Below are 25,125 nucleotides of genomic sequence, written 5' to 3'. Positions count from 1 at the left end.
CCACTGAGGTTCAACATGACTGATGCACAACAACGCCTGGTGGAAGTCAGGGCGGCGATCTCGGCTGTCCTGCAAACAGGCCAGCGCCTGCGCCGGGCTGATCGTGAGATCCAGCTGGCCGAACTCAACAGCTTGCGGCTGCTGGAAAGACAGTACGTCGCTGATGTCGCCGCCGAGCAGGCCGCGCTCCAGGGGCGTGGCCGTAGTCGCGTTTCCTACATGGGGATTTGATCATGTGGCCATTCCGTAGCCGAGAGGCACCGGCCGAGCAACTGATGCACGAGGCCATTAAGGTGGCCCGAGCTTCGGTTGACGGCGGGCAGATCGTCGCCCAGGGCGGCGGCGGTGGTGTTGAAACGCGCTGGCGTGGCGCCTCGCGGATGCTGCGCAGCATGGCCAGTTGGATACCTGGTTTGGGTAGTCCTCGCCGTGACTTCAACCAGGGCGAGCGGCGCATGCTGGTGGCGCGCTCTCGCGATGCGATGCGCAATCACCTGATCGCCCGGGCAGCCATCACCCGGCTGCGCACCAACGTGGTGGGCACCGGGTTGGTGTGTCGGGCCCAGGTCGACCACGAAGCGCTGGGCTTGACCGAGGAGCAGGGCGACGCGCTCAACGGCGAGCTGGATCGGGTCTGGTCGTTGTACGCCGATGACCCTCGCGAGTGTGATGCCGAGGCCACCTTGAACCACTACCAGCTCCAGGCCCTGGTGCTGGTGTCGTCGTTGGTGGCGGGGGATGTACTGGTGGCCAGCCCGGACCAGGAGCGCGCCGGCTGTGTGTTCAGCACCCGGCTACAACTGATCGAGGCCGACCGGGTGAGCAACCCGAACGGCGGGCTGGATCGGGTCGACCTGGTCGACGGCGTCGAGTTCGACGGCCTGGGTGCACCGATTGCTTACCACGTCTGCACCGGCTATCCCGGCGAACACCTGGCCGGGCGCACTCTGGCTTGGGAGCGGTTGACCGCCTTCGGTGCTGTGACCGGACGCCGCCGAGTGCTGCACGTCCTCGCGGACAAGGAGCGGCCCGGCCAGAAGCGCGGCATGCCCTACCTGGCCCCGGTGCTGGAGCCGTTGCAGAAGCTGGAGCGCTACAGCAGTGCCGAGCTGATGGCGGCGGTGATTTCGGCAATGTTCACCGTGTTCATCAAGAAAAGCTCCGAGTTCCCAACGAGCAATCTGCCGATGACGGCCTTGTCCGATGAACAGCCCGGGGGCGACAACACTTCGGACGGTGAGTTGAGCCTGGGTGAAGGCGCCGTCGTGGATCTCGGAGTGGGTGAAGAACCGGTGGTGGCCAACCCAGGCCGGCCAAACGCTCAGTTCGATCCGTTCTTCTCGGCCGTGGTGAAGGAGATCGGCGCCGCCCTGGAGCTGCCCCTAGAGGAGTTGCTGTTGCACTACAGCAGCAGCTACAGCGCCGCCCGGGCCGCGATGCTCCAGGCGTGGCGCTTCTACAGCTTGCGGCGCTGGTGGCTGGCCTGTGACTTCTGCCAGCCCAGCCGTGAACTGGTGATCGATGAAGCGGTGGCCCGAGGGCTGATCGATCTGCCTGGCTACAGCGACCCAGCCAAGCGCAAGGCGTATTGCCAGGCGCTATGGATCGGCCCAGCCCGAGGCGCCATCGACGAGTTGAAAGAGGCCAACGCCGCCGGCAAGCGAATCGAGATCGGTGTGAGCAACGAAACCTTGGAAACCGCGGCCATGACTGGCGAGCCCTGGCAACAGGTGTTCCGCCAGCGCGTGCGCGAAGTCGAGCAGCGGCGCAAAAACAACCTGCAAGCGCTGCCCAAAGGTGGGCTGGAAAACGCGCCTGACCCTGAACCCAAAGAGGATTAACCATGTCGCGAGCATTCGAGCTGGCTGCCTCGCAGCCCTGGCTGATGCTGCCTGCTGCCCTGGATAACCTGCTGGCCATATCCGACCGGCTGGGCGATCCGATGGCCCTGGAAGCCAAGCGCGGCGAACGGCTGGAGAACACCCGCCAGGTCACCGTGCGCAACGGTGTGGCCGTGGTGCCGGTGGTGGGGCCGATCTTTCGCTACGCCAATCTCTTTACCGAAATCAGCGGGGCGACCAGTACCCAGGTGCTGGCCACGGACATTCAGCAGGCGCTGGATGACCCCAAGATCAAGGCCATTGTCCTGAACATCGACAGCCCGGGCGGCGTGGCATCTGGCATCAACGAGCTGGCCGAGCTGATCTACGCCGGCCGCGACCGTAAGCGGATCGTTTCGTACATCGGCGGCACGGGCGCCAGTGCGGGCTATTGGATCGCTTCGGCGGCCAGCGAAATCGTGATCGACGAGGCCAGCCTTGCCGGCAGCATCGGTGTTGTGGTCGAGGCCGTGGTGGAGGGTGAGAACGCCACCGGGCGCAAGCGATACCAGATCGTCAGCCGCAACGCCCCGAACAAGCGCCCAGACCTGGCCACCGAAGAGGGCCGGGCCAAGATCGGCGAAACCATCGACGCCCTGGGCGAGGTGTTTGTGGGCAAGGTTGCCCGCAACCTGGGCGTTGCCGCTGAGACGGTCCCCGAGATGGGCGATCACGGCGGGTTGCGCGTCGGTGCCGACGCCGTCCAGCACGGCCTGGCCCATCGCGTGGGCTCGCTGGAAGCACTGATCACCGAACTGGCCAAGCCGGCCATCACCACCAACCCAAGGATACACACCATGACCACCGTCACGACTACGGCTGAGCTGCGCACAGCTCTGGCAGCCGGCACCGACCCCGCCACCATCGAAATTGCCCAGGCCTCCCAGCCGGACCTGGGCGCGATTCGCACCGAGGCCGCGACGGTCGAGCGCGAGCGCATCAAGGGCATCAACGCCCTGGCCAGCAAAGGCTTCGAAACGGAGATCGAAGCCGCCATCGATAACGGCAGCACGGTCGAGGCCACCGCCCTGGTGCTGTTCAAGGCGGCCCAGGACCGGGGCATTTCGCTTCAGGGTATCAAGAGCGATGCCCAGGGCGTGTCCGGCACCACCCCGGCCGGCGACAGCAAAGAGGCCGAGCGTAAGGCGGCTGTTAGCGCAATCGTTGTTGGCGCCTCGCGCCGTTAGGAGATCCCATGACTAACCCTAAACGCGACACTTACACACCCCGCCAGATCACGGCTGGCGACTTCCCCATTGTTGTCGAGGCCGGGGTGATCGCTGTTGGCCAAAAGCTGCTGGCCGGCGCGGTGCTGGGCCAGGTGGCGGCCTCCAAGGAATATGTGCTGTGCAAGGCTGCTGCTGAGGATGGCTCGAAAACCCCAGTGGCCATCCTCGATCAAGACGTGGACACCACCGAGGGCGCCAAGGGCGCTCCCATCCGCTTGACCGGGCAGGTGCTGGGCAAGCAACTCATCCTGGGCGAAGGCCTGACCTTGGCTGATGCCAAGGCTGCCCTGCGTCCCCTGTGCATTTTCATTCGCTGACCGGAGCCATCATGACTGACATTTTCGACACCCTGACCATGCTGGAAGCGGTCGAGCAGATTACGCCGCCGCGTCGCTTTCTGATGAACACCTTCTTCAATGGTTCGGTTCCGCAGACCTTCGGCACCAAAACGGTGACGATCGATATCGTCAAGGGCCAGCGCAGGATGGCGCCGTTTGTTCATCCTTCGCTTCCGGGTAGCGTTGCTTCCCGTAAGGGCTTTGTATCGAACACCTACGAGCCGCCGTACATCCAGCCCAAGTTGCCAACCAATGCTGACCTGATCCTCAAACGTGCGGCCGGTGAGAACCCATTCTCTACTCGCACTCCCTTGGAGCGGGCGGGCGAGCAACTGGGGCGGGACCTTCGGGATCTTGACGAGCAGATCGTCCGTCGCGAGGAGTGGATGTGCGCGCAGGCGCTGACCACCGGCAAGGTCCGCGTCATTGGAGAGGGAGTGGATGACACCATCGATTTTCAGATGGAGGACAGCCACAAGATTACCCTCGGGCAAGGCCGCTGGAACGCCTCGGCTTCCGACCCCATTGGCAACCTTCGCCAGTGGCAACGCCTGGTGGCCAAGGACTCTGGTCGCACAGCGAGCGTGGCGGTACTGAGTGCCGAAGCGCAGGACGCCTTCCAAAGCAATAAAACGGTTCTCGATCAGCTCAACAGCCGTCGGGTCGACATGGGGATGATCAAGCCCGAACTGCTGCCTGATGGCGTGACCTACTTGGGCTACCTGAACGATCCAGGCGTGGACTTGTATGTCTACAACGAGTGGTTTCTTGAGGATGAGGGCGATGGTGAATCGCCAATGATTCCTGCCGGCGGGTTGATCCTGGGTTCTACTGGCACCCGAAACGCGATGCTGTACGGCGCAATTCAGGACCTCGATGCCATCGAGAGTGGTCTGGTCGAGGCTGCTCGTTTCCCGAAAAGCTGGGTGACCCAGGAGCCGAGCCGGCGCTGGCTGAAACTTCAGAGTGCACCCCTGGCCGGCCTGTTGGAGCCGAACGCCTTTATCTACGCAAAGGTGGTGTGACATGGCCGCGAAAGTTGAATACGTGGTGGTGGACGGTTGCATTCAGGATGGCAGCCAGATCGTCAAGAAGGGCGACGTCTACGACCCGCCCAACACCGAGGTTCGGGATCTGTTGCTGGAAGAAGGCAAGATCGCCAAGCGCGGGAAGCTGGACGCCGAGCAGCCAGGGGACGATTGATCATGTCCTTTCGCGACCGCGTGTCAATGATGGATGCACGGCTGCTGGACGTTCTCGGTGATGAAGCGGTGATCGAGGGCATAGCCCAGCCGGTGCCCGGATTTCTTGCCGCGCCCTGGTTACGGCCGAAGCTGGGGCAAATCAACACCGGGTTGCGTGAGCCACGTTTTGAGATCCGTGTCAGCGATGCCGTGGGTATCACCTCTGGCCGGCAGGTGTCGATTGATCTGCCGGCCCAAGATGGTGGCGGCAACTATGACCTGGTGCGCGTCGACCCGGCTCAGGCCGGTTGGGTGGCGCTGATTCTGAGGGCGAAACCATGAACGTCGGTAGCTATGCTCGGGTGGCTTCCCAGCACGGGATGATCACCTTGCAATCGTCGGCCGCCGATCTGCGGGCGTTCCAGGACTTCGCGGCCCTGGTGCCCAAGGCCGCTGCGGCCGCCCAGCGGCGAGCGATCAACAAGACCTTGGGTTGGCTGCGAACCCATATCGCCCGGGCGGTCAGCGCCAAGGAACGGATCGTGGTCGGCGCTGTTCGCCAACGCCTGCGGGCGTACTCGGTCAACGGCAACGGGCAGGGGCGCCTGTGGTTCGGCATCAACCCGATTGAGTCGAGCCGGATCGGTCGGGCCCGCCAGAATCGAACCGGTGTATCGGTGGCGGGGCGGCGTTATCAAGGTGCGTTCTTCAAGCGCGTCTATGGCGGCAAGGCCGATATCTGGATTCGGACCAGTAGCAAGCACTTCAACGCGAGGGACTACCCCGAAAGCGATATCTCGGGCCTCGGCTCGGGGGCGGGCTGGGTGTCTGAGCAGGACAATCGCTTCCCCCTGGCCAAAGCCAAAGTGTCGCTCGATGACGTGCGCCCGAGCTTCAACGAGTGGGTGAAACGTGCGGATGAACGCCTGCTGGTGATCCTGGAGCAGGAACTGAACTACGAACTGCAGAAGTACCTGCGAGGGAGTAACCGTGTCTGACGAACCCTTCAGTCTTGGCCAGTTGTATGGCGCCATCGAGCAACACATCAAGGACGCCATTCCCGACCTGCAGTATGTCGGTACGATGCCGCACATGCTCCAAGAAGTGGCCTTGCCGGCCGTGGTCATTGAGCTGGTGGAGTTTGAGCCCGCTCTGGATCAGCTAACCGGCCAAACCGCTGTGCAGGCCCGTTTCGAGGCGCGGGTTATCGTCGCGGCCGAGCAGGAAGACTGCGAGCAGCAAGCCGCGTTTGGTGCGGCTCAGTTGGCAGTGCTGCTGCGCTTGCAAACCTGGGGCGTGGAGGTGGAGCCTGCCGAGTTTGTGCGGGCTGGCCGGGACTGGACGCGCCCCGAGCTGGACACCATGGCGGTGTGGGCGGTGGAGTGGATCCATGTCTTGTACCTCGGCCTTGAGGAATGGCCATGGCCCAACCAGCCGCCCGGAACACTGGTGTTCAACCTCGGCGAAGGTGTCGGCAACGTCCGGCCCGAGGAACTGACATGAGTTATGTCAGTGCGCAGCATGACCGAATGCTGGCGGGCCTGATCATTCCTTGTAGCGTGGTTGCGGTCGACCTGGCTGCCGGCATGGTGCGCGTGTCCGACGGTGCCGGCTGGACCAGCGCCTGGGTGCGCTGGCACAGCCAGGCCGCCGGTAAGGCCCGGCACTGGCGGGCGCCGAGCCTGGGCGAGCAGGGCGCTTTGATCAGCCCCAGTGGTGAGCCGGCCCAGGGCACCTTCGTCCCGGGGCTGTATGGCAACGCTGGAGCCCAGCCAGACAACCGCGACCACGTCGAAGTCTGGCGCTTTGACGATGGCGGCTCGCTGGTCTACGACTGGCAGGCCAAGAGTTACAGCATCAACCTACCCAGCGGCATGGTGACCATTCAGGTCGGCGGCAGCTCGGCGGTGATCACCAATAGCGCGATCACCGGCAAGGCCGACACCATCACCTTGACCGGGCAAATCACCTTGAACGGTGACGTACAAATCAACGGCGCAAGCCTGAAACACAATGGGGTCAACGTCGGTTCGACTCATACCCATTCGGGCGTGCTGCCCGGCGGTGGATCGACCGCGATGCCTCAATAACCAGAAGCCCGCAGCAGCGGGTTTTTTTTCGCCTGGAGCAAACATGATCACTACCAAGAAACCCGCCGAGCAAACCGGCGGGGAGCCGGCAGCGCCCGGCGCTTCGGTGTTCCGCGACACCCTCTATACCTCCCGCGTGCTGATCCTACCGGACGGCCGTCAACTGCCGGTGAAGCAGGGCCAGGTAACGGCCGAGGTGGGTGACCAGGTGGCGCTGGACTACCTGCGATCGCACTCGGATTTACAGCCGCAGGGGTGACGCGATGATCGGAATGGATCGCCGAACGGGCCAGCCGCTGTCGGGCCTTGAGCATGTGCGGCAGTCCATCGAGGACATCCTGACCACGCCGCTGGGCAGCCGGCGGATGCGTCCGGAGTACGGCAGCGACCTGCGCCGCTACGTCGACTTGCCCGTCACCGGCGGCTGGAAAAGCGCCGTCCAGGCCGAGGTGGCCCGGGCGCTGTTGCGCTGGGAGCCGCGCTTGAAGCTGGAACGTGTGCAGGTGGTGGCGGTAGTGGGTGGCCAGATCAGCTTTCAACTGATCGGCCAGTATCTGGGGGATAGCGCAGTGTTGGAGGTGACGGCATGAGCATACTGGACTTGTCGGCCCTGCCGGCGCCGCAGGTGCTGGAGCCCCTGGACTATGAAGAGTTGTACCAGCGCAAGCTGGCGCTGTTCCGCCTGGCGATGGGGGAGAATTGGAGCGCCGCGCTCGAGAGTGACCCGGTCGTCAAGCAACTGGAGCTGGTGGCGTATGGCGACATGCAGATGCGGGCGCGGATCAACGACGCGGCCAAGGCGTTGCTACTGGCCCACGCCAAGGGCTCTGATTTGGATCACCTGGCGGCCAACGTAAAGTTGGCCCGGTTGGTGATCCAGCCCGGAGATCCCCTCGCTGTGCCGCCGCTGGAGGAGGTCAAGGAGTCCGACGACGCCTTGCGCGAGCGCGTCCAGCTGGCTTACGAGGGGCTGACCACCGCCGGGCCGCGCAACAGCTACATCCTACACGCCCGCAGTGCCTCGGCGCTGGTGGCGGATGCATCGGCAGAAAGCCCGGCCCCGGCCTGCGTCACCGTGTCGGTGCTGAGCCTGGAGGGCGACGGCACCGCTGGACCTGAACTGCTCGCTGCTGTTGCCCGGGCCGTCAATGATGACGACGTGCGGCCGGTGGCGGATCGGGTCACTGTGCAGAGTGCCCAGGTGTTGCGCTACCGCGTGGATGCGGTGTTGCACATGAAAGGCCCAGGCCCGGAAAGTGATGCCGCGCTGGTGGAGGCAGAACGCAGGTTCAAAGCCTGGATGAACCCGCGCAAGCGATTGGGCGTCGAGGTCGCCCGTTCGGCTATCGATGCGCAATTGCATGTCGCAGGTGTGGCCCGGGTGGAATTGCTGGGTTGGCAGGACCTGGCCCCGACCCAAGCCCAAGCGGCGTATTGCACGGGCTACAGCATCAAGCTGGGGACCTGACATGCCGAGCCTACTCCCCATCAACAGCACGGCGCTGGAGCGCGGCCTGGAGGCGGTCAACACCCAGGACACGGCCAGTATCCTGCGCACGCTTTACAACCCCGACACCTGTCCGGCGCACCTGCTCTCACAGTTGGCGTGGGCCTGGTCGGTGGACCGCTGGGACCCGAACTGGTCGGAGCCGGTCAAGCGCAGCGCCATCAAAGCCTCGTTTTTCATCCATGCACGCAAGGGCACCATCGGTGCGCTGCGGCGGGTGGTGGAGCCCTTGGGTTACCTGATCGAGATCATCGAGTGGTTCAACACCGTGCCTCAGGGCGTGCCCGGGACCTTCGCCCTGAAGGTCGGTGTTCTCGAAACCGGGATCACTGAGGAGATGTATCGCGAGCTGGAACGCCTGATCGACGATGCCAAGCCGGTCACCAGGCACCTGACCGGCCTGGCGATCAGCCTTGAAACCAAGGGCGCACTGAATCTCGGTGTGGCGCTGAGCCTCGGCGACGAAATCGACGTGTATCCGCCCGTGCTACGCGACATCGTCACGATCGGCATCCTCGGCAACACCGGCCGCGAGGACTCAACCGACAGCGTCGACGTTTATCCGCCTGCCGTTGGGGCCATTGCCCTGACTTGCTACATCGGCGCCCCTGGGCATGAACATTCAATCGACTACCTGGACACCTACCCATGATTGACCCGAACAGTCAGTTCTTCGCAATTCTTACGGCGGCTGGTGAGGCCAAGCAGGCCAACGCCGACGCCTTGGGCATACCCTGGAAGCTCACAGAGATGGGGGTGGGGGATGCCAACGGCACCGACCCAATCCCCGACCGGGCGCAAACTCGACTGATCAACGAGCGCCGGCGCCGGCCATTGAACAAGCTGTCGGTAGACCCGGCAAACCCGAATATCATTGTCGCCGAGCAGATCATCCCGGCCGACGAGGGGGGCTGGTGGATTCGTGAGATTGGCCTGTATGACGCTGACGGCGCTTTGGTCGCGGTGGCGAACTGTGCCCCGAGTTATAAACCGCTGATGTCCCAGGGCTCCGGCCGAACCCAGGTCGTGCGCATGAACTTCATCGTGTCCAGTGCGGCCAGCGTGGTGCTGAAAATCGACCCGGCCGTGGTGCTGGCCACCCGGCAATATGTCGATGACTCGATTGTCGATGCGGTCAACCGACAGGACGCCAAGGCGTCGGTGCTGGTGGCGACCACGGGTCCGATTCAGCTGGCGGGGACCCCGACGATTGACGGGATTCCGGTGCCTTTGGGTTCGCGGGTGCTGGTGAAGGACCAGGTCCATTCGAAAGACAATGGAATTTACCTCACAGGCGAGATCTGGAAGCGGGCCGCCGATGCAGACAGCAGCGCCAAGGTCACTCCAGGGCTGCTCGTTGCGGTGGAGCAGGGTACAGCAGGCGCTGATTCCCTCTGGCTGCTCTCGACGGATGGGCCGATTGTGCTGGGCACTACTGCACTGAGCTTTGAGGTGGTAGCAGGGCGTACGGGTATCGTCGCTGGGACCTACCGTAGCTTGACCGTGGATAAGCTCGGTCGTGCTATTGCGGGAACGAACCCGGAAACACTGGCTGCCTCCGGCATAAAAGACGCCTACACAAAGGCTGAAATCGAGGCGATGGGGCCAATGGCGGGCGCCTCAAGAGGGCGCATGAATGTGCCACAGGCTTCGGCCAATGCCACCTTTATCGCTGATGAGGTATTGCTGCAAGACGCTGCCGGCAAGTCCTATCGGCTCAAAGCGTTCAGTCAGGTGGTCAATCTCGCGTCGGCGGTCAAGGGGCTGGGGGCGATGGATGTCGGCGCATCGCCAGTGAATGGATATGTCGCTTTGTATGCGCTGTATAGCCCGAACACGAATGAGCGCAGCCTGATGGCCGTGAATGCTACGGCTGCGGTTGCCCCAGTGCTTTACGGTGGCGCTAACGCTCCCCCCGGCTTCACAGCGTCCGCTTTGTTAACCGTCGTGCCGACCGGTGGCGCCGGCAACTTCGATGTTTGTTTCGTTGAAGATCGAATGGTCACGGTAGGCGCGAGGCAAATCCTTAACGGGGCGGCGGCAATTACCTCTGCCCCTATTCCTTTAGCAGGTGCGGTTCCCCTTAACGCCGTGCGCGCAAACGGGCTGATGGGCTTGGGGAGCTCAGGTGTCGGCACCGTCTCGATGGATATCTATTCCGCCGCTACCGGCTTTGGGCTTGCGCGGCAAACCGCAACGGTTAGCACTGGAGGCGGCTTGTACACGTCCGCATTTTCAAACCTAGCCATCATTACGCCGCAGACTTGGTGGGTGTCGGCAAGTAACGCGGCCTCGGGTACGCCAATATTTAACGCTTTCATCACAGGTTATTTCATATGAAGCACCTTCAAGTGATTGATGGGATTGTTCGTTTTGCCTTCGAGGCTGAGCCCGACAAAAGCTATTGGACGGACATTGTTGCGGTTGCTGATGACGACGCTCGGTACCTGAATTTCCTGGCTCTCCAGTCCATGCGAACGGTCGACCCTGATACCGCCGAGCGTGCCTGGCGTGATGCGGAGATTGTCCGGGTGACCTGGGTACGTGATCGACATCGTGATGAGGTCGAATTGGCCATTGAAACCACCATAACGGCCCAGCAATACGCCGAGCTTTTGTCCTACATCCGCGCCTTGCGCGATTGGCCGGCCGGGGCTGAATTTCCGGCCGTCGACCATCGGCCACTGCCCCCGGATTGGATTGCCGAGCAATCTGAGTAAACACCCGGCATTGACGGGGCGTTTTCTTTCCCGCGCTACGGCGCCCGTTCCTCCCACAGCCTCGCTCATGCGGGGCTTTTTTATGTCTGGAGCTTATCCATGAGTGGTTTTTTTCACGGCGTCACCGTCACCAACGTGGACACCGGCGCGCGCACTATCTCGCTGCCGTCGTCCTCGATCATCGGCCTGGTGGACACTTTCACCGAAGGCCCCGACTTCAGTGCCAAGGCCAACGACTTGTTGCTGATCACCAACGAGCGCGAGGCCATCGCGGCCTGGGGCCCGGATGCGGCCATCACCAAGGCCTGCAAGGCTATCTACCAGCGCGCCAAGGCGGTGATCGTTGCATGCGGTGTGACCAAGGTTCAGGACGCCGCGCAGCAGACCTCGGCGATCATCGGTGGGGTGCTGGCCAGCGGCAAGCGTACCGGCCTGCAAGCGCTGCTCGACGGCAAGAGCCGTTTCAACGCCCAGCCGCGTTTGCTGGTCACCCCCAAGCACAGCTCGACCCAGGCGGTCGGTACAGCCATGGTTACACTGGCCGACAAGCTGCGTGGCCTGGCCATCCTCGACGGCCCCAACACCACCGACGAGGCGGCCATGGAGTACGCGAAAAACTTCGGCGCCAAGCGGGCCTATCTGGTTGACCCTGGGATTCAGTACTGGGACACCGGAGAGAGCGCGACCGTTGATGCGCCGGCCTCGGCCTGGGCCGCGGGCTTGTTCGCCTGGACCGACAACGAGTATGGCTTCTGGGCTTCACCGTCGAACAAGGAGTTTGTCGGCCTCACCGGCACCACTCGGCCCATTGAGTTTCTGGATGGGGATGAGACTTGCCGGGCCAACCTGCTGAACAACGCCAACATCACCACGATCATTCGTGATGCGGGCTTTCGGCTGTGGGGCAACCGCACGTTGTCGAGCGATCCGAAGTGGGCGTTTGTCACGCGAGTGCGAACCATGGACATCGTCATGGACGCGATCCTCTTCGGCCACAAATGGGCGGTGGACCGCTCGATCACTGCGACCTATGTCAAGGATGTGACCGAGGGCCTGCAGGCCTTCATGCGTGATCTGAAGAACCAGGGCGCGATCATCAATTTTGAGGTCTACGCGGACACTGAGCTCAACACCGCCAGCCAGCTGGAGCAGGGCAAGGTGTACTGGAACATCCGCTTTACCGACGTACCGCCCGCCGAAAACCCCAACTTCCGCGTCGAGGTCACCAATCAGTGGCTGACCGAAGTCCTCGATTCCGCCGCCTAAGGAGCCGCAGCAATGGCAATGATTCCCGAAACCCTGGCGAACATGAACCTGTTCGCCGATGGCATTAGCTTCCAGGGCGACGTCCCGAGCCTGACCCTGCCCAAGCTCACGCTCAAGACCGAGGAGCACCGGGCCGGCGGAATGGATCTGCCGGTGGAGCTGGACATGGGCATGGAAAAACAAGAGGCCGGCTTTACCACCACTGGCGTGCGGCGCGAGTCGTTGAAACTCTTCGGTCTGGCCGACGGCACCGCTTTCAACGGCGTGTTCCGGGGTGCCTTCAAGGGCCTGAAGGGCAAGGTCACCCCGGTGATCGTCACCCTGCGCGGCATGCTCAAGGAGGTCGACATGGGCGACTGGAAGGCCGGCGACAAGGCCGAGATCAAACACAACGTGGCGTTGACCTACTACAAGCTCGAAGTCGACGGCCGCCTCATCTACGAGATCGATGCGCTGGGCATGAAGCGCGTGATCAACGGCGTCGACCAGCTCGCCGCGCAACGTTCGGCCCTTGGCCTGTAAGGAAAACAGCAATGACTCAAGTAGCGAAAAAGACACCGGCCTGGATGACCCTGAGCGCCGAGAGCGTGGTCGTGACCCTCACCAAGGCGGTGGAGATGAATGGCGTTGTCTGCGACAAGGTCACCCTGCGCGCACCGACCGTGCGCGATGTGCGCGCCGCCAACACTGCCGCCGGCAGTGACGACGAACAGCGCGAACTCATGCTGTTCTCCAGCCTGGCCGAGGTCGGCGCCAAGGATCTGGAGGGCATGACCCTCAAGGATTACCAGCGCCTGCAGGCCGGCTATTTTCGCCTGGTGCAAGACGACGAACTTTGACCCGGCGGTGATGAAGATGGCGGCGAAGCGGCTCGCGTGCGAGCTGCATTTCTCCGCCGAGGAAATCATGACCATGAGGTTTTCCGACATGGTCTGGTGGCTCACGGACTGAGCCCATCAACTCGGGCGTAGGTGGATCGTATGGCACGGAATATCGCGTTAGGGCTGGTGATCGGTGGCGCCGTCAGTTCGACGGTAGGGGCCGCCTTCAAGACGGTTGAGGGCCGGATCAAGAAGCTGGAGGAACAAGGCAACAAGGCCAAGGTGCTGAAGAGCACCATCGGCGAAACCATGCGTCTTCGTGACGAGTGGAGGAAGGCCCATGAAACCGGTGCCGCCTCGGCGGATAGATTGCTGCGCAAGCTAGAGGGCAATCTGAGTGCCCTGCAGAAGCAAGGGATCCAGGTCAACAAGCTGCGCCAGGAATATCAGGCGCTCGGTCGAGTGGCCCGGGGTGCGGATCTGCAGCTCAAGGGGCACCAGCAAATCCAGCAGGGCAAGGAGGGTCTAAAGTCCAGCATTGGCCAGGCCGTGGCCGGCGTCGGGGCGGTAGCCATTCCGACCAAGATCAGCGCGGATTATCAGGCGATCATTCGCGACATCGCAATCAAGGCCGACGTGGCGAACAAGCCACAAGAAGCCCAGTTGAACCGCACCATCATTCAGACCTCGCAAGACACTGGAATGGGCCGCAACGACGTGGCCGAGCTGGTGAATCAGTTGGTTGGTGCGGGGATGGAGCTGGACAAGGCGCTGTCCTATGCGCCGGTGGCGGCCAAGTTCGCCGTGGGCCAGGGCTCGGGTGGTGAGGACACCGCCAAAATGATCCAGGCGCTGGAGCAGAACGCCAAGATCAGCGACCCGAAGGTCATGGAGAAGGCCCTGGAAGCCATCGCGATGCAGGGTCAGGCGGGCAGCTTTGAGGCGTCCGACATGGCGCGCTGGTTTCCGCAGCTGCTGGCGGGCATGGGCAAGATGGAAATCACCGGTATGGATGCGGTGAGTCAGTTGGGCTCGATGCTGCAGGTGCAGATGAAGACTGCCGGTGGCTCCGATGAGGCAGCCAACAACCTGAAAAACTGGATGGAGAAAATCGGTTCCGGGGAAGTGGTCAAGGCGTACAAGGATGCCGGTATTGATTACCAGGCCTCGCTGAGTACCGGTGTTCAGAAAGGTATGTCGACCTTGGAGTCGAGCTTTGAGCTGGCCATGCGGTACATCAAGGCCACCGACCCGGCCAAGGCCGCGAAGATGGCCGAGGCCCAGGCGAAGATCAGCAAGGAGGCGGATCCGGCCAAAGCCAAGGCCATGCTGAACGCTCTGGAGCAGTCCTTGCGCACCGGTGACCTGTTCTCCGACATGCAAGTCAAGGCGGCACTGACGGCGTACTCGCAGAACCGGGAGCTGTACGAGCAGCTCAAGAAAGACTCCCTGAGCGCCAGTGGCATTCTCGACAAGAACCTGGCAGAGCGCCGCGAGACCTCCTCGCAACTGTGGGCCGAAACAGCTCACGCGATGAACGACGGCATGCGGGCCGTGGGGGACGCTCTGCGGCCGGCAACAGATGCGGTAGCCAAGCACATCACCACGGTGGCCAGGTCACTGACTGGGCTGGCGGAGAAAGCCCCGCCCCTGGTGATGGGGATCACCGCCCTGGGCGCAGGGCTGGTCGCGCTTAAGAGCGTGGTGTCCGCCTTCAAGATCGGCAAGGGCCTGCTCAATGTCGCCCGGGGCTCGTTGATGGGTAACCCGAACGTGATCCAGCGGGTGTTTGTCACCAACGCAGGTGGACTGGGTGGTGGCGACTACGACGTCGATGGTGGTAAGGACAAGAAGGGAGGCAAAGGTGGCAGGGGCTCCCGTGCAGGAAGGGCGGGGCGCGGCCGACTTGGTAGTGTCGGGCGGGCGCTCAGGAGTGTCTTTAGCCGGGGCGGTGTGGGGACCGTTGCAAAGGGTGCGGTGGGTTTAGGCTCGGCAGCCTTAAAAGGTGCAGGTTCCCTGTTCAAGGGGCTGGCACCGGTGGTCAAAGGCGGGGCCTTCCTGTCTGTGCTGGGTGCCGGCATCAAGGCTGCAGACACCTATCAGAATGCCAAAACCAAGGACGAGAAAGCAGAGGGCTATGGCGGCGCGGCTGGGGGGCTGGCGGGTGCTTTGGTCGGGACAAAAATGGGGTTGGCTGCCGGTGCGGCCATTGGCTCTGTCGTTCCAGGGCTTGGCACTGCCATCGGGGGCGCTATCGGTGCTGCCATCGGGGGCACTGTCGGTTACCTGGGAGGTGATGCCCTGGGCTCTTTTGCTGGCAAGTCGATGTTCGGCTCTGATGAGTCGCTCAAGCGAATGCCCGCAGCGGGCCCGTTGATGCTGGCCAATGCCGGGAAGGACATCCCGCCGGTCCTGGGGGACATCGCGAAATCGTTCAAGACCGGGCAGACGCCTCCGATGATGGGTCAGGTGGTGCGCTCCATGGGGACCGCCTCACCGTCGGCTGCTGTGCCGGCAATGCTCAAGGCGCCCGAACCTGCGAAGCAGGTGCCCAAGGTCGACCAGCAATTTGCTTTCTCGCCGAGCCTGCAGGTCACGGTGCAGGGGGACGTTAAAGACCCGGCTCAGGTGGCCCGGGAGGTTGAGCCTTATATGCGCCGGATGTTCGACGAGTACAGCCGCCAGGCTGCGGCTCGTCAGCTGTCGGACGAACCACACGTTTAAGGAGGTGCCATGGCGTACATGGAACAACTGCAGTCAGGGTTCCAGTCCCTGGTCGAGGCGGGGGAGGCGGGCCGCAGCAGTGCGGATGGCATGCTGACCCCGTTGAACGGAGCCATCAGCGAGATTACCGGTGCTGCCTCGGAGCTGGAGAACATCCCGTTTGTGGGGCCTGAGATAGGCGCCAAGCTGCAGCGGACCTTGCGCGGCATCACCGCCGCGCAGTCTGTGGTCGGTGAGGTGGCGGCCAAGTACAGCCAGGCCGTGTCGGCGGCGGGGCAGATCCAGCTGCGGCTCGGTACGTTGCAGGAGCAGACCGCTAAGGCCGGCGCCGCTATCAACCGGATCGGCGGGCAGATCAGCCCATCCCTGGGCAACATTTTCTCGACCGGATCGTTCGGCGGCCTGGGTACTCCGGCCGCCGAGGCGGTGAAGCCGTTCCCGCACCTGCTGATCATTCAGCCGTTCCGGGCTGCCGGTGCAGCCTTTTACTTCAACCTCGACACCGCTGCCTTTGAAGAGCTGCGGCGTCAGACCGGGTTCCGCTGGGCTGGTCAGGAACGCCTAACCCGCAGCATCGCGCAGCAGGCGGTGGGGCAGGGCGACGACAAAATTACCCTCAAGGGCGCGGTGTTTCCTGGGTTCAAGGGTGGGCTGGGTCAGTTGCAAAAGCTGCGCAGCATCGGGCGGCGCCTGCAGCCGCTGAGCCTGACCACGGGCTATGGCGAGGTGCTGGGCACCTGGTGCCTGACCAGCCTTGAGGAAGAACAGAGCCATCTGCTGGCCGGGGGCATCCCGCGTAAGCAGGGCTTTTCAATGGAGTTTGTGAGCTATGGCGACGACATGCAGAACGTCTGACGGGGATCTGCTCGACACCTTGTGCCACCAGTACTACGGGCACCTGAATGGCAGTGTCGAAGCGGTACTGGATGCCAACCAGGGGCTGGCCGATGAGCCCCAGCCGTTCCGGGCTGGGCTGCTGATCGTACTGCCGGATCTGCCGAGCCAGGCCGATTCCTCTGTGCTGCTCTGGGATTGATTGTCAGAGTCACCTACAGGCCCCGCCATGTGCGGGGTTTTCCATTTCTGGAGCATGAGCAATGAAACCTGAGTTCCGAATCGTTGCAGACGGCAAGAACATCACCGCACTGATCAATGACCGGCTGTTGACCCTGCGCACCTCGGACAAGCCCGGCATGGAGTCGGACGAGTTTGAGCTGCGCATCGACGACCGCGACGGTGCGGTGGCGCTGCCCAGCCGGGGCGCGAGCATCGAGGTGTTCATGGGCTACGCCGGCCAGTCACTGACCCGCCTTGGGCGCTACATGGTGGACGAGGTCGTGGTGACGGGGCCGCCTGATTCTATCGAGATCCGGGGCAAGGCCAGCGACATGCGTGGCAGTGGCAAGACCACCCGCAGCGGTAGCTGGGAAGACGTCCCGCTGCAGCAGATCGCGCGCGATGTGGCTACCCGCAACGGCTGGCAGCCAGTGTGCACGGTGACCACCAAGGTGCCCCGGGTCGACCAGCTCAACGAATCCGACTTCAACTTCATCACCCGCCTGGCCAAGCAGTACGACTGCACAGCCAAGGTGGCCGACGGCAAGCTGCTGGTGCTACCTCGGCAGGCCGGGCAGAGCGCGAGCGGCAAAGCCTTTGGCACCGTCACCATCACCCGCCGCGATGTGAGCCGCTATCAGTTCCGCCTGGGTGACAAGAGCACCCACAAGGCGGTGCAAACCAAGCACCAGGACAAGAAGAGCGGAAAGCTGCGGGTCGTCGACCTGAGCAACGAGGACTCGCCGGACGGCCTGCCGCCGGTGCACACCGACCGACATATCTATCCGAACAAGTCCGCTGCCGAGCAGGCCGCCAAGGCGCGGTTGGCTGCATTCAACCGCAGCACCGCCGGCGTGCGCCTGGAGATGCCTGGCCGAACCGATCTATTCGCTGAGCGCATGATCAATGTCCAAGGCTTCAAGGTCGGCCTAGATGGTGAGTACCTGGTGGACTCGGTCGAGCAGGTGTTCACCCAGTCTGGGTGGAGCACCACGGTCGAGTGCAACGGCGGCAAGAGGGGCAAAGCAAAAGCCAAGGGCAAGAAAAAGAAAGCAACCAAGCCGCTCAGGGTCGAGCAGCTCTAAACCCCATCACCACTGGAGAAATCACGTATGACCATTACCGCGCAGCAGCTGCTGCAGATCCTCCCCAACGCCGGCGCTAAAGCCGGCGTTTTTGTTCCAGCTCTCAACGCCGCCATGAGCAAGTACGCAATCATCACCCGCCTGCGCATGGCTGCGTTCATCGCGCAGATCGGCCACGAGTCAGGCCAGCTCCTGTATGTGCGCGAACTGGGCAGCAATCAGTACCTGAGCAAGTACGACACCGGCACCCTGGCCAAGCGCCTGGGTAACACCCCCGAAGCGGATGGCGACGGCCAGAAGTACCGGGGCAGGGGGCTCATCCAGGTCACTGGGCGGGCCAACTATGAAGCCTGCAGCGAGGCGCTGTTTGGCGATGCTCGATTGCTCAACACCCCGGAGCTGCTGGAAACCCCGGTCTATGCCGCGCTGTCGGCGGGTTGGTTCTGGCAGCGTGCGGGCCTGAACAGCCTTGCCGATAAGAGCGACTTTCTCACCATCACCAAGCGCATTAACGGCGGGACCAACGGCCTGTCGGATCGTGAGGCGCTGTATCAGCGTGCATTGAAGGTGCTGCCTTGAAGGCCCCGGGATGGTTGTTGCCGGTTCTGGCCCTGGTGCTGGGGCTCGCCCTGGGCGGCTGGGGCGCCTGGACGTGGCAGGCCAACGCCTACGGCAAGGATCTGGCTGCCCAGGCCGAGGCGTACGGCACTGATCGCGAGCAGGCCGCTACGGCAGTGATCAACTGGCAGGAAACCCAGCAGGACGCCCGCCGGGCGCTGGAGGACCGCCTGCAGGCGAATGACGAAACCCACTACAAGGAATTGCGCGATGCACAAACGAACCAGGCTCGCCTGCGTGATCGGCTTGCTACTGCTGACCTGCGGCTGTCAGTCCTTCTCAACACCGCCGCCTCGGGTGGTAGCGGTGGGGTGTCAGCGACCGCCAGCACCTGCGGCGTGGTTCATGGAAGAGCGCGAGCCGAACTTGACCCAGCGGCTGCTCAACGAATTGTCGCCATCGCCGGAGACGGTGACCAAGGATTGATCGCTTTGCGGGCATGTCAGACGTACGTACGCGAGAATTTTCCGTGAACTCTACAGCGGGCTTGCCTGTAAGCAATTCAGGAGACCCGCTGGCCACTCTCTATAGATTCATTGCGATTCCCGCGCAATCCTTACAGAGAGCCCATATGACTCCCCGCCTTGCCACTTCGCTACGCCCTGGACAATTCAGACACCTTATTCACGTTGCATCCGCAACTGGCCGACTACCAGAGCGCGACGTGATGTCGCTTTGGCTCGCACACACGACCGGTATCCGCGTCACCGAGCTGGCCCTGCTGGAGGTTGCAGACGTGCTGTATTCTGTTCAATGTCGGCAGTGGCGCTCTGACCGACCGTCCGGAATAGGCGGGCTTCGTCACCGTCAGAGCCTAAGGAAAGCGCTTAAACGATTAAGCAAATGAGCAGGCCCAAGCCCCGGCTAGAGCCTCGGGCAGCCAAGCTCAGAATCAGAATAGTTTTTTGACGCTTTTTTCTGCAAGAATTTTGGCATAACAACTATTGCAGTGTTACCAGAAAAGATAATAGTATTGGCCGTACGTCGTTAACAGTCGTTAAGCTGCAAAAAGTCGTGAAACTGATTTGCATGCTTTCTCTACGATCCGCACTCAAGCGAAACATACTGAGAGTTTCCCTCCATTGACTATCGGAGGACTACCATGAGCCAGAACCTATTCGAACTGTTCACAGATGACCCTGTGGAATACAACCTGCAGCACCTGAAGACGCAGCTTTTCATGGTGCTTATTACCTTGATCCGCCAGAAAGGCTGGAATCAGGCTACGGCCGCCCAGCACCTGAACGTGACCAAACCGCGCATGAGCAACCTGTTCAAAGGCTACTTGGATAAGTTCTCGATTGATGCGCTGCTGCAAATGCTGGTCCGAATTGGCTACAAGCTGGACGCTGACTTTGACCCTGAAAACAAAGCGCAGCCGTTGGTGATGAACCTAAAAAAAGCGATGCTCTAAAGCACCGCTTTCTCCACGATTAGCCTGTCTTGAGTTCAGACCTCAAGGCGGCTAAACGCTTCTCGACCACGTTCGAGAGCTGTCGATCCACTCCGTTCGTAGTTTTTTTGCAGGTATGCAGCACTACAATCTGCCCTGGTAAGCCGGTGTAGTAGATGCAGCGCCAAGCTGGTGAGCCGTTGATCTTGAGTTCGTAGATGCCGTGGCCCAAAGAACTCAATGTACCAAACGCACACGCCGGCTCTTCGCCTACCATGAGTAAGTTGAGGTTTGTCAGGAATACATTCCGCACCTTGACAGGTACTTCTTGCATTTCTTTCTTGCCCGCCTTATCCGGGTAGAACCGTACTTCGCGAATCTTAGATGGGGTGTCGTGGGTGTTGCTGTCGCGTGTTGCCATTTGGGCTGTTCCCCCCTGGGAAAATTAAAGAATAAGGTGATGTTTTCATTACGATTTCCTCGTTAATGGATGGTCAGAGCGTCTACCGATTCATTCGGTGGAACACTCCCCGGCCTGCTTCCTGTTTTGTTCAGTCGGCAAGCCGTACGTCATCTCAGAAATCTGAGCGACTCGCCAATATTACCAGAAAATATAACTAGCGATCGCGTCATGGCATGTTGATACGATTGAACTTACCCATGATGTTTGGGCTCAGGCGTTGAAGCCTTGCTAAATAAGGGGTTACATGCGCGCAGCGCTTCTCGCCGTGCTGTGAGTTTTTTTTTTGAAGGGCAAAAAAAGAACAAATTTGGTCGGCTTTAAAGTGCTCGATTCCGTCACGGCTCTAGAGCCCATTTTCAAAGTGATGCGCAGATTTAAAGTCCCCCACCTGCGCCCCTGGTTCGCCCAAGCCGGTGCCTCCAACCTTAAGTGAGCAAGGCCCTCATGCCGATGCTCGACACGAAAAGGCTGGAGTTCGAAAAGCTGCCGCCGCTGACGGACGCCCAGGTCCAGGCCGGCGCCCAGCCGGGGGAAAACTGGGATCAGGCGTGGAGCTGGGCCTGCCCGCCGTATCAGGTGGATACTCGCCCTGGAGCTGATTACACCTTGGCCGGTCCGCTCGGTGAGTGCGAAGGTGAGCCGCTGTCGTGGGAAACCGCCGGCCGTGAGTGAGCCGGTGCCGGCCCGCGTTACCCGTAACGACTTAATCCCAAAGGAAAGGAACCCCCGCTATGCCGATGATCGACACCGCCCTGCTCCAGCCCGCCAGTGACGCCGTACAGGCAGCGATTCAGGCGATGAGGGCCGCGAACAATGAGATTGCTTATCTACAGAATGAACAACCCCGGAACGCTGAAAAGATCCGCCATTTTCGAGCTGAAATGGCTAGCGAAGAAAAGCGGTACCATCAGGCATTGTTCCGTCTGTCCGTTGCAGTGCACGCAGCGCTCGAGCAGGCCAGCGCAGCCGAATAGGCCGCCGCGCTACGAATAACGTGTGCTATGTCAAATAGGCCCTCCACCTAAGCCAGGTGCGGGGGCCTTTTTTGTGGACCCCGGTTTCCACGCCCCCCTAGACTGGACACCCATACACCCGGGGGGTTGGTTTTACGCGGTGCCGGCCCGTCACTCGAAAGGACTCCGATCATGAACGGCGATGGCATTGATCCAGATTTTGAAGCCCGCTTCCTTAGCCAGCGATTGGCCGACATGCATCGCAATCACCCGGCCGAAGCGGCCATTACCCAAGGTATCATGGGCGCAATCGACTATCGAAAGGCCTGTATCCGCAATGAGCTGCAGCTTCGCGGCATGGTGTTGGCCCTGGGCAGTCAATTGGCGAAACGCTCTGAAAACAGCCTGCCCAAGTTGCAGGAGTGGCTGGCACAGTTCGTTAAGGACGGCGCTTTAGCTGCCGATCAAGCTCAGCACTTCATGGCTCAAGCTCGGGCTCTTCAGCCATGAGCGCCCGTTACGGTAACGCCGAGCCCTGCGTCCGGGGCGACTACCTGTCTCCGGCTACCCTACAAGACGCGGCCACCGTCGCCCTGCTGGCGATCACTCAGGCACCCAATCTGCAGTTGATCCACGCCCAGTTGGCCAAGGGGCTGGCCGTCCTCGATTATCGGTAGCCCAGTGCGGCCGCCACCGCACAGCGTCAACGTGTGACGTGTCGGCGGTGATGAGGCAGAGGGCGAGTTGCATTGTCGGCGCTGCTTTGTAGCGCCCCAGAGGCTGATCACCGACTTTATTAATTAGGGCCTCGGGCATGCTGAGAGTTGCGACGAAGTCGTGAAGTCGCTGTATTGCGAAAGTCGTCCGCACATAGTTCGCCCGCCTATCAGATATTTCCTATGCAAAATTGACCGCAAGGTGTTCCCCAAGTTAACTGTATATTCGTACAGTTATAAGAAGTCGTGCGTCATGAGTTATGTCATTTTAGGTCCTGCTTCCGAAGGCGGCCTCAAGCTGCCCCTTTGTCTATTCCAGGTGCCCGCTGGTTTTCCTTCTCCTGCAGCGGATCACATCGAGGCACATATCTCACTTGATGAGATCCTGAATATTCGTGCACCGCACGTTTACCTGATCTCCATCACCGGGGAGAGTATGCAGGGCGCAGGCATTTTCGAAGGCGACCTGGCGGTTGTTGACCGCTCGATAGAACCTGCCCATGGCCACATTGTGGTGGCGTTGCTGAACAACGACCCGGTATGCAAGCGACTGTGCAAGCGTGGGTCGGAGGTGGTCTTGCTTTCGGAAAACCCCAAGTACCCAGCCCGCTACATCCTTGAGGGTGATGAGCTGTCAATCTGGGGCGTGATCACTGGCACTGTACGCAGCCATGTCTAAACACAATGAGCCGGTGTTTGCCCTGATTGACTGCAATAGCTTCTATGCCAGTTGCGAGCGAGTGTTTCGCCCTGATCTGGCAAAGGTGCCGATTGTTGTTCTGAGCAATAACGACGGTTGTGTCATTGCGCGCAGCTACGACGCAAAGCCCTTCATCAAAATGGGAGAGCCGTATTTTCAGATCAAGCACAAGCTGAGGCAGAACGGCATCGTTCCGTTCTCATCGAACTACGCGCTTTATGGTGACATGAGTGAGCGAGTGATGACGTTGATCGAGTCGATGGTGCCGGCGGTCGAGGTCTACAGCATCGATGAGGCCTTCGCTGATCTTACGGGGATCAATAGTCTTGAGCAGTTCGGCCGGCAGATCCGGGCCCAGGTGCTGCGCTGTACAGGCATTCCGGTTGGTGTAGGGATCGCGTCTACAAAGACGCTCGCCAAGCTGGCAAACCACACTGCCAAGCGTCTACAAACGCACACTGGGGGCGTTGTAGATATTACCGATCACGTGAAGCGAGATTGGGTGTTGCGAAACACTGATGTCGCCGAGGTGTGGGGTATCGGCCGGCGGATGAAGGCGCATCTGGACGGGATGGGAATCAAGTCTGCTATGGACCTGGCCAAGGCCGATCCGTGGACTTTGCGCAAGAACTTCAGTGTCGTGATCGAGAAGACGGCCCGGGAACTGGCGGGCACGCCGTGCCTGGAACTGGACGAGCCAGATCCGCCGAAACAGGAGATCTGCTGTAGCCGGATGTTTGGGAGGCGGCTAACCGAGTTGGCTCCTATCAAGGAGGCGGTTGCCACTTACATGATGAGAGCCTCGGAAAAACTACGGGCTCAGAACTCATTGTGTAAGAAAATCCGCGTCAGCATTCGCACGGGCATGTTTAACCCCGAGGAAGCCAAGTATGCAAACGGTGTCCTGGTAGAGCTGCCGTATCCAACCAACGACGTCCGGCTAATGACGAAAATGGCTGTGGAAGCGCTGGACCGCGTTTTCAGGCCGGGTTTCAAATACAGTAAGGCCGAGGTCATGTTGTTGAATTTATGCCAACCAGGCGAGTACACCGGCGATCTCTTCGCAGTGGCGCAACCGTCGGAAACCGACAAGGTTATGAAGGTTCTGGACCAGATCAACAGTCGCTGGGGGAGGGGCACACTCCGTGCTGCCAGCGTCCCTACAAACCCCGATTGGGGGATGCGGCGGGAGATGATGAGCCAGAGTTACACGACAAAGCTTGATCAGCTTTGGAAGGTATCCTGCAATTGAGGATGTCGTGGGGCAAAAATGGGGCAATCTGTACGCCAATCAATGCCATTTAATGCCAAGCAACCATATATCCAGCTGCGTCGAAAAAGCCCTATAGCCCTTTTTACACGGGGCTGTAGGGCTTTTTTGCGTTAATACCCGAGCACAATCGGCGTGTGGGAGGACAGATCGGAGGTATTTTTACTCATTGGTATTCAGGCGGATTCGTTGAATGGGTGAAGCAAAGGAGCGCTGGGCTCGGCTTTTTGCAGATGGCGGCAAGGTTACCATGGGTGCCCCGGCCTCGCAGGCACCAAGGCGCTCCTGTGGTTGTCCGGTAAATGCATTACATATATGCAAATCAGCATTTGTCATTGCGCAAAAGATCAAGCAATATGCGTTCTATGCAAATACGCAACGTTTCTACTGTCTTAAGAGAGCTGCTGGATCGTGACGGAATCTCCCCCACGGAGCTTCACCGTCGCACCGGTGTGCCTCAATCCACCCTCTCGCGGATTCTCAGCGGGAAGATCGTCGATCCTTCGGATAAGCACATCTCGCGGATCGCCGAATACTTCCAGGTGAGCACCGACCAGTTGCGTGGGCGCGTGGATATCGCGCCTGCCCGGGCTGCTGCCCCCCGTGACGAGATTCATTCGGAACTCAAGGACATAAGCCTGTGGGACGACGATACCCCTGTCGATGACGACGAGGTGTCGGTTCCTTTTCTGCGTGAGGTTGAATTGGCTGCTGGATCAGGAAGATTCGTCATCGAGGAAAGCGAGCGCGCCAGCCTGCGCTTCGGCAAGCGCAGCCTGCGGCACAACGGCGTGCAGTTCGACCAGGCCAAGTGCGTCACGGTGCGTGGCAACAGCATGTTGCCGGTGCTGCGGGACGGCGCCACGGTGGGCGTCAATGCCGGCAAATGCGCAATTGGCGACATCGTTGATGGCGACCTCTACGCGATCAACCACAACGGCCAATTGCGGGTGAAGCAGCTGTATCGCCTACCTACAGGGATCCGCCTGCGCAGCTTCAACCGCGATGAACACCCGGATGAGGACTACAGCTTCCAGGAGATCCAGGAAGAGCAGATCAGCATCCTCGGTCACGTCTTCTGGTGGGGCATGTACGCTCGCTAAGCCAGCCCT

The 25,125-nt window shown here is 61.2% G+C and carries 34 protein-coding genes and 2 pseudogenes; 34 read left to right on the top strand and 2 right to left on the bottom strand.

Going from position 1 to position 25,125, the window contains the following annotated elements; all coding sequences use genetic code 11:
- Window positions 1-15 precede the first annotated feature (15 nt).
- From M2395_RS15450 to M2395_RS15320, 27 genes and pseudogenes are all read left to right on the top strand, one after another.
- The gene (locus tag M2395_RS15450; protein ID WP_123430145.1) at window positions 16-231 is read left to right on the top strand and encodes a hypothetical protein; all 216 of its coding nucleotides are present in this window, start codon (window positions 16-18) and stop codon (window positions 229-231) included.
- Between the two features lie 2 nt (window positions 232-233).
- Window positions 234-1,841 carry a phage portal protein gene (locus tag M2395_RS15445; protein WP_123430146.1) on the top strand — a complete coding sequence of 536 codons (1,608 nt, stop codon included), beginning with the start codon at window positions 234-236 and terminating at the stop codon, window positions 1,839-1,841.
- Window positions 1,842-1,843: 2 nt separating this feature from the next.
- Window positions 1,844-3,067, top strand: a complete 1,224-nt coding sequence (locus tag M2395_RS15440; RefSeq protein WP_058437107.1) for a S49 family peptidase — start codon at window positions 1,844-1,846, stop codon at window positions 3,065-3,067.
- 8 nt (window positions 3,068-3,075) lie between these two features.
- Entirely contained in the window at window positions 3,076-3,426 is a 351-nt protein-coding gene (locus tag M2395_RS15435) for a head decoration protein (protein WP_123430147.1), read from the top strand.
- A gap of 11 nt (window positions 3,427-3,437) precedes the next feature.
- Window positions 3,438-4,472 (top strand): major capsid protein, encoded by a 1,035-nt coding sequence (locus M2395_RS15430; RefSeq protein ID WP_123430148.1) that lies wholly within the window; start codon window positions 3,438-3,440, stop codon window positions 4,470-4,472.
- 1 nt (window position 4,473) lies between these two features.
- On the top strand, window positions 4,474-4,650 hold the full coding sequence (locus M2395_RS15425; protein WP_185057759.1) for a hypothetical protein: 177 nt from the start codon (window positions 4,474-4,476) through the stop codon (window positions 4,648-4,650).
- A gap of 2 nt (window positions 4,651-4,652) precedes the next feature.
- Window positions 4,653-4,973 carry a hypothetical protein gene (locus tag M2395_RS15420; protein ID WP_123430149.1) on the top strand — a complete coding sequence of 107 codons (321 nt, stop codon included), beginning with the start codon at window positions 4,653-4,655 and terminating at the stop codon, window positions 4,971-4,973.
- A complete protein-coding gene (locus M2395_RS15415; protein WP_123430150.1) occupies window positions 4,970-5,629 on the top strand; it encodes a hypothetical protein in 660 nt (219 codons plus the stop codon). The genes M2395_RS15420 and M2395_RS15415 overlap by 4 nt, the downstream gene beginning before the upstream one ends.
- Window positions 5,622-6,134 (top strand): hypothetical protein, encoded by a 513-nt coding sequence (locus M2395_RS15410; RefSeq protein ID WP_123430151.1) that lies wholly within the window; start codon window positions 5,622-5,624, stop codon window positions 6,132-6,134. The genes M2395_RS15415 and M2395_RS15410 overlap by 8 nt, the downstream gene beginning before the upstream one ends.
- The gene (locus M2395_RS15405; protein ID WP_123430152.1) at window positions 6,131-6,721 is read left to right on the top strand and encodes a phage baseplate assembly protein V; all 591 of its coding nucleotides are present in this window, start codon (window positions 6,131-6,133) and stop codon (window positions 6,719-6,721) included. Before M2395_RS15410 ends, M2395_RS15405 begins: the two co-directional genes overlap by 4 nt.
- A gap of 43 nt (window positions 6,722-6,764) precedes the next feature.
- Window positions 6,765-6,980, top strand: a complete 216-nt coding sequence (locus tag M2395_RS15400) for a hypothetical protein (RefSeq protein WP_058433787.1) — start codon at window positions 6,765-6,767, stop codon at window positions 6,978-6,980.
- A gap of 4 nt (window positions 6,981-6,984) precedes the next feature.
- Window positions 6,985-7,311 carry a GPW/gp25 family protein gene (locus tag M2395_RS15395; protein ID WP_123430153.1) on the top strand — a complete coding sequence of 109 codons (327 nt, stop codon included), beginning with the start codon at window positions 6,985-6,987 and terminating at the stop codon, window positions 7,309-7,311.
- Window positions 7,308-8,189 carry a baseplate J/gp47 family protein gene (locus M2395_RS15390; RefSeq protein ID WP_123430154.1) on the top strand — a complete coding sequence of 294 codons (882 nt, stop codon included), beginning with the start codon at window positions 7,308-7,310 and terminating at the stop codon, window positions 8,187-8,189. Before M2395_RS15395 ends, M2395_RS15390 begins: the two co-directional genes overlap by 4 nt.
- Window position 8,190: 1 nt before the next feature.
- Window positions 8,191-8,880 carry a phage tail protein I gene (locus tag M2395_RS15385; protein WP_123430155.1) on the top strand — a complete coding sequence of 230 codons (690 nt, stop codon included), beginning with the start codon at window positions 8,191-8,193 and terminating at the stop codon, window positions 8,878-8,880.
- A complete protein-coding gene (locus M2395_RS15380; RefSeq protein WP_123430156.1) occupies window positions 8,877-10,568 on the top strand; it encodes a phage tail protein in 1,692 nt (563 codons plus the stop codon). The genes M2395_RS15385 and M2395_RS15380 overlap by 4 nt, the downstream gene beginning before the upstream one ends.
- A complete protein-coding gene (locus M2395_RS15375) occupies window positions 10,565-10,948 on the top strand; it encodes a phage tail assembly chaperone (RefSeq protein WP_080774201.1) in 384 nt (127 codons plus the stop codon). The genes M2395_RS15380 and M2395_RS15375 overlap by 4 nt, the downstream gene beginning before the upstream one ends.
- A gap of 99 nt (window positions 10,949-11,047) precedes the next feature.
- Complete coding sequence (locus M2395_RS15370; protein WP_041118646.1) at window positions 11,048-12,214, top strand: phage tail sheath family protein; 1,167 nt, start codon at window positions 11,048-11,050, stop codon at window positions 12,212-12,214.
- Window positions 12,215-12,226: 12 nt separating this feature from the next.
- On the top strand, window positions 12,227-12,736 hold the full coding sequence (locus tag M2395_RS15365; protein WP_041118645.1) for a phage major tail tube protein: 510 nt from the start codon (window positions 12,227-12,229) through the stop codon (window positions 12,734-12,736).
- 11 nt (window positions 12,737-12,747) lie between these two features.
- Window positions 12,748-13,053 carry a phage tail assembly protein gene (locus tag M2395_RS15360; RefSeq protein WP_041118644.1) on the top strand — a complete coding sequence of 102 codons (306 nt, stop codon included), beginning with the start codon at window positions 12,748-12,750 and terminating at the stop codon, window positions 13,051-13,053.
- 141 nt (window positions 13,054-13,194) lie between these two features.
- Window positions 13,195-15,759 carry a phage tail tape measure protein gene (locus M2395_RS15355; RefSeq protein ID WP_123430157.1) on the top strand — a complete coding sequence of 855 codons (2,565 nt, stop codon included), beginning with the start codon at window positions 13,195-13,197 and terminating at the stop codon, window positions 15,757-15,759.
- 9 nt (window positions 15,760-15,768) lie between these two features.
- Window positions 15,769-16,614: a phage tail protein gene (locus M2395_RS15350; protein ID WP_185057760.1), complete on the top strand. Its 846-nt coding sequence runs from the start codon at window positions 15,769-15,771 to the stop codon at window positions 16,612-16,614.
- A complete protein-coding gene (locus tag M2395_RS15345; RefSeq protein ID WP_041118641.1) occupies window positions 16,589-16,795 on the top strand; it encodes a tail protein X in 207 nt (68 codons plus the stop codon). Before M2395_RS15350 ends, M2395_RS15345 begins: the two co-directional genes overlap by 26 nt.
- Window positions 16,796-16,856: 61 nt before the next feature.
- Window positions 16,857-17,900: a phage late control D family protein gene (locus M2395_RS15340; RefSeq protein ID WP_123430158.1), complete on the top strand. Its 1,044-nt coding sequence runs from the start codon at window positions 16,857-16,859 to the stop codon at window positions 17,898-17,900.
- Window positions 17,901-17,927: 27 nt separating this feature from the next.
- A complete protein-coding gene (locus tag M2395_RS15335; protein WP_123430159.1) occupies window positions 17,928-18,479 on the top strand; it encodes a glycoside hydrolase family 19 protein in 552 nt (183 codons plus the stop codon).
- Complete coding sequence (locus M2395_RS15330) at window positions 18,476-18,991, top strand: lysis system i-spanin subunit Rz (RefSeq protein WP_123430160.1); 516 nt, start codon at window positions 18,476-18,478, stop codon at window positions 18,989-18,991. Before M2395_RS15335 ends, M2395_RS15330 begins: the two co-directional genes overlap by 4 nt.
- A 98-nt stretch (window positions 18,992-19,089) precedes the next feature.
- A pseudogene (locus M2395_RS15325) lies at window positions 19,090-19,263 on the top strand (site-specific integrase); the annotation flags it as partial.
- A gap of 357 nt (window positions 19,264-19,620) precedes the next feature.
- The gene (locus tag M2395_RS15320) at window positions 19,621-19,932 is read left to right on the top strand and encodes a helix-turn-helix domain-containing protein (RefSeq protein WP_123430161.1); all 312 of its coding nucleotides are present in this window, start codon (window positions 19,621-19,623) and stop codon (window positions 19,930-19,932) included.
- 19 nt (window positions 19,933-19,951) lie between these two features.
- Here the strand turns inward: M2395_RS15320 and M2395_RS15315 are convergent, their stop codons facing one another.
- Complete coding sequence (locus M2395_RS15315; protein ID WP_123430162.1) at window positions 19,952-20,332, bottom strand: type II toxin-antitoxin system RelE/ParE family toxin; 381 nt, start codon at window positions 20,330-20,332, stop codon at window positions 19,952-19,954.
- Between the two features lie 486 nt (window positions 20,333-20,818).
- Between M2395_RS15315 and M2395_RS15310 the strand changes: the two genes are divergently transcribed.
- From M2395_RS15310 to M2395_RS15295, 4 genes are all read left to right on the top strand, one after another.
- Window positions 20,819-21,046, top strand: a complete 228-nt coding sequence (locus tag M2395_RS15310) for a hypothetical protein (RefSeq protein WP_123430163.1) — start codon at window positions 20,819-20,821, stop codon at window positions 21,044-21,046.
- A 59-nt stretch (window positions 21,047-21,105) separates the two neighbouring features.
- Window positions 21,106-21,348: a hypothetical protein gene (locus tag M2395_RS15305; protein ID WP_123430164.1), complete on the top strand. Its 243-nt coding sequence runs from the start codon at window positions 21,106-21,108 to the stop codon at window positions 21,346-21,348.
- A gap of 171 nt (window positions 21,349-21,519) precedes the next feature.
- Window positions 21,520-21,837, top strand: coding sequence for a hypothetical protein (locus M2395_RS15300; protein ID WP_123430165.1), 318 nt, complete (start codon window positions 21,520-21,522; stop codon window positions 21,835-21,837).
- Entirely contained in the window at window positions 21,834-22,004 is a 171-nt protein-coding gene (locus tag M2395_RS15295; protein ID WP_185057761.1) for a hypothetical protein, read from the top strand. The genes M2395_RS15300 and M2395_RS15295 overlap by 4 nt, the downstream gene beginning before the upstream one ends.
- On the opposite strand, the pseudogene M2395_RS15290 reads toward M2395_RS15295, so the two are convergent.
- Window positions 21,976-22,199, bottom strand: a pseudogene (locus M2395_RS15290) (DUF159 family protein); the annotation flags it as partial. The gene M2395_RS15295 and the pseudogene M2395_RS15290 overlap by 29 nt on opposite strands.
- A gap of 97 nt (window positions 22,200-22,296) precedes the next feature.
- On the opposite strand from M2395_RS15290, the gene M2395_RS15285 reads away from it, so the two are divergent.
- From M2395_RS15285 to M2395_RS15275, 3 genes are all read left to right on the top strand, one after another.
- Entirely contained in the window at window positions 22,297-22,722 is a 426-nt protein-coding gene (locus tag M2395_RS15285; protein ID WP_123430166.1) for a LexA family transcriptional regulator, read from the top strand.
- A complete protein-coding gene (umuC, locus tag M2395_RS15280) occupies window positions 22,715-23,995 on the top strand; it encodes a translesion error-prone DNA polymerase V subunit UmuC (protein ID WP_123430167.1) in 1,281 nt (426 codons plus the stop codon). The genes M2395_RS15285 and umuC overlap by 8 nt, the downstream gene beginning before the upstream one ends.
- Before the next feature lie 374 nt (window positions 23,996-24,369).
- The gene (locus tag M2395_RS15275) at window positions 24,370-25,116 is read left to right on the top strand and encodes an XRE family transcriptional regulator (protein ID WP_019093195.1); all 747 of its coding nucleotides are present in this window, start codon (window positions 24,370-24,372) and stop codon (window positions 25,114-25,116) included.
- Window positions 25,117-25,125: the final 9 nt, after the last annotated feature.

Origin of the sequence: Pseudomonas sp. BIGb0176 (genome assembly GCF_024810175.1) — a bacterium.
In the GTDB taxonomy this organism is placed as follows: domain Bacteria; phylum Pseudomonadota; class Gammaproteobacteria; order Pseudomonadales; family Pseudomonadaceae; genus Aquipseudomonas; species Aquipseudomonas protegens.
The sequence above is the reverse complement of the archived record's forward strand: the minus strand, read 5'-3'. Positions and strand labels throughout refer to the sequence as shown.

What these genes read in the sequence shown, in the direction of transcription:
- M2395_RS15450 (WP_123430145.1), top strand. Translation starts at nt 16, where the DNA reads ATGACTGATGCACAACAACGCCTGGTGGAAGTCAGGGCGGCGATCTCG.
- M2395_RS15445 (WP_123430146.1), top strand. Translation starts at nt 234, where the DNA reads ATGTGGCCATTCCGTAGCCGAGAGGCACCGGCCGAGCAACTGATGCAC.
- M2395_RS15440 (WP_058437107.1), top strand. Translation starts at nt 1,844, where the DNA reads ATGTCGCGAGCATTCGAGCTGGCTGCCTCGCAGCCCTGGCTGATGCTG.
- M2395_RS15435 (WP_123430147.1), top strand. Translation starts at nt 3,076, where the DNA reads ATGACTAACCCTAAACGCGACACTTACACACCCCGCCAGATCACGGCT.
- M2395_RS15430 (WP_123430148.1), top strand. Translation starts at nt 3,438, where the DNA reads ATGACTGACATTTTCGACACCCTGACCATGCTGGAAGCGGTCGAGCAG.
- M2395_RS15425 (WP_185057759.1), top strand. Translation starts at nt 4,474, where the DNA reads ATGGCCGCGAAAGTTGAATACGTGGTGGTGGACGGTTGCATTCAGGAT.
- M2395_RS15420 (WP_123430149.1), top strand. Translation starts at nt 4,653, where the DNA reads ATGTCCTTTCGCGACCGCGTGTCAATGATGGATGCACGGCTGCTGGAC.
- M2395_RS15415 (WP_123430150.1), top strand. Translation starts at nt 4,970, where the DNA reads ATGAACGTCGGTAGCTATGCTCGGGTGGCTTCCCAGCACGGGATGATC.
- M2395_RS15405 (WP_123430152.1), top strand. Translation starts at nt 6,131, where the DNA reads ATGAGTTATGTCAGTGCGCAGCATGACCGAATGCTGGCGGGCCTGATC.
- M2395_RS15400 (WP_058433787.1), top strand. Translation starts at nt 6,765, where the DNA reads ATGATCACTACCAAGAAACCCGCCGAGCAAACCGGCGGGGAGCCGGCA.
- M2395_RS15395 (WP_123430153.1), top strand. Translation starts at nt 6,985, where the DNA reads ATGATCGGAATGGATCGCCGAACGGGCCAGCCGCTGTCGGGCCTTGAG.
- M2395_RS15390 (WP_123430154.1), top strand. Translation starts at nt 7,308, where the DNA reads ATGAGCATACTGGACTTGTCGGCCCTGCCGGCGCCGCAGGTGCTGGAG.
- M2395_RS15385 (WP_123430155.1), top strand. Translation starts at nt 8,191, where the DNA reads ATGCCGAGCCTACTCCCCATCAACAGCACGGCGCTGGAGCGCGGCCTG.
- M2395_RS15380 (WP_123430156.1), top strand. Translation starts at nt 8,877, where the DNA reads ATGATTGACCCGAACAGTCAGTTCTTCGCAATTCTTACGGCGGCTGGT.
- M2395_RS15375 (WP_080774201.1), top strand. Translation starts at nt 10,565, where the DNA reads ATGAAGCACCTTCAAGTGATTGATGGGATTGTTCGTTTTGCCTTCGAG.
- M2395_RS15370 (WP_041118646.1), top strand. Translation starts at nt 11,048, where the DNA reads ATGAGTGGTTTTTTTCACGGCGTCACCGTCACCAACGTGGACACCGGC.
- M2395_RS15365 (WP_041118645.1), top strand. Translation starts at nt 12,227, where the DNA reads ATGGCAATGATTCCCGAAACCCTGGCGAACATGAACCTGTTCGCCGAT.
- M2395_RS15360 (WP_041118644.1), top strand. Translation starts at nt 12,748, where the DNA reads ATGACTCAAGTAGCGAAAAAGACACCGGCCTGGATGACCCTGAGCGCC.
- M2395_RS15355 (WP_123430157.1), top strand. Translation starts at nt 13,195, where the DNA reads ATGGCACGGAATATCGCGTTAGGGCTGGTGATCGGTGGCGCCGTCAGT.
- M2395_RS15350 (WP_185057760.1), top strand. Translation starts at nt 15,769, where the DNA reads ATGGCGTACATGGAACAACTGCAGTCAGGGTTCCAGTCCCTGGTCGAG.
- M2395_RS15345 (WP_041118641.1), top strand. Translation starts at nt 16,589, where the DNA reads ATGGCGACGACATGCAGAACGTCTGACGGGGATCTGCTCGACACCTTG.
- M2395_RS15340 (WP_123430158.1), top strand. Translation starts at nt 16,857, where the DNA reads ATGAAACCTGAGTTCCGAATCGTTGCAGACGGCAAGAACATCACCGCA.
- M2395_RS15335 (WP_123430159.1), top strand. Translation starts at nt 17,928, where the DNA reads ATGACCATTACCGCGCAGCAGCTGCTGCAGATCCTCCCCAACGCCGGC.
- M2395_RS15320 (WP_123430161.1), top strand. Translation starts at nt 19,621, where the DNA reads ATGAGCCAGAACCTATTCGAACTGTTCACAGATGACCCTGTGGAATAC.
- M2395_RS15315 (WP_123430162.1), bottom strand. Translation starts at nt 20,332, where the DNA reads ATGGCAACACGCGACAGCAACACCCACGACACCCCATCTAAGATTCGC.
- M2395_RS15310 (WP_123430163.1), top strand. Translation starts at nt 20,819, where the DNA reads ATGCCGATGCTCGACACGAAAAGGCTGGAGTTCGAAAAGCTGCCGCCG.
- M2395_RS15305 (WP_123430164.1), top strand. Translation starts at nt 21,106, where the DNA reads ATGCCGATGATCGACACCGCCCTGCTCCAGCCCGCCAGTGACGCCGTA.
- M2395_RS15300 (WP_123430165.1), top strand. Translation starts at nt 21,520, where the DNA reads ATGAACGGCGATGGCATTGATCCAGATTTTGAAGCCCGCTTCCTTAGC.
- M2395_RS15295 (WP_185057761.1), top strand. Translation starts at nt 21,834, where the DNA reads ATGAGCGCCCGTTACGGTAACGCCGAGCCCTGCGTCCGGGGCGACTAC.
- M2395_RS15285 (WP_123430166.1), top strand. Translation starts at nt 22,297, where the DNA reads ATGAGTTATGTCATTTTAGGTCCTGCTTCCGAAGGCGGCCTCAAGCTG.
- umuC (WP_123430167.1), top strand. Translation starts at nt 22,715, where the DNA reads ATGTCTAAACACAATGAGCCGGTGTTTGCCCTGATTGACTGCAATAGC.
- M2395_RS15275 (WP_019093195.1), top strand. Translation starts at nt 24,370, where the DNA reads ATGCGTTCTATGCAAATACGCAACGTTTCTACTGTCTTAAGAGAGCTG.